This window comes from Streptomyces niphimycinicus (assembly GCF_018883605.1).
Lineage (GTDB): Bacteria > Actinomycetota > Actinomycetes > Streptomycetales > Streptomycetaceae > Streptomyces > Streptomyces niphimycinicus.
Genome location: NZ_JAHLEM010000292.1, coordinates 1 through 881, shown reverse-complemented (window position 1 = coordinate 881; position 881 = coordinate 1). Strand labels below are relative to the sequence as shown.

General features: G+C 67.3%; 1 protein-coding gene. It reads left to right on the top strand.

Going from position 1 to position 881, the window contains the following annotated elements; all coding sequences use genetic code 11:
- Window positions 1-3: 3 nt before the first annotated feature.
- Window positions 4-881: RNA-guided endonuclease InsQ/TnpB family protein (locus KN815_RS25330; RefSeq protein WP_216344231.1), on the top strand; the 878-nt coding region annotated here is incomplete at its 3' end.

The following is an 881-nucleotide window of genomic DNA, read 5'->3' as shown; positions in this document are numbered from 1 at the left end:
GCCATGGCCACTCACGTGAAGCGGGCGTATCGGTACCGCTTCTATCCGACCGATGCGCAGGCAGCGGAGCTGTCGCGTACGTTCGGATGCGTGCGGAAGGTCTACAATATGGCGCTCGCGGCCCGTACTGAGGCGTGGACGTTGCGTCAGGAGCGGGTCAACTACAATGCGACGTCGGCCATGTTGACGGCGTGGAAGAAGACCGGGGAACTGGCCTTCCTCAACGATGTGTCCTCGGTTCCGCTCCAGCAGGCTCTGCGGCATCTCCAGGCGGCGTTCACCGCGTTCTTCGCCAAGCGGTCGAAGTACCCGCGGTTCAAGTCGCGTAAGAAGTCCGGCAAGTCCGCCGAGTACACCTCCAGCGCGTTCCGGTTCCGGGAGGGGAAGCTGACGCTGGCGAAGATGGACCAGTCGCTGGAGATCGTCTGGTCGCGTCCCCTGCCGGAAGGCGCCCTCCCGTCCACGGTGACCGTCTCCCAGGACGCGGCCGGGCGCTGGTTCGTCTCCCTCCTCGTCGAGGACCCCGTCCTCCGGCCGCTTCCCGCCAGCGGCTCGGCGGTCGGTATCGACGCCGGGCTCGACCACCTGCTCACCCTGTCCACGGGCGAGAAGATCGCCAACCCGAGGCACGAGCGGCGCGACCGCGCCCGCCTCGCCCGCGCCCAGCGCGACCTCGCCCGCAAGGCCAGGGGCGACGGCGCCAACCGGGCCAAGGCACGCCGCAAGGTCGCCAGGGTCTACGCCCGTATCGCCGATCGTCGCCGTGACCATCTGCACAAGCTGACCACTCGACTCGTGCGTGAGAACCAAACGCTCGTGATCGAGGATCTCACCGTCCGGAACATGCTCAAGAACGGCAAGTTGTCCCGGGCGATCTCCGA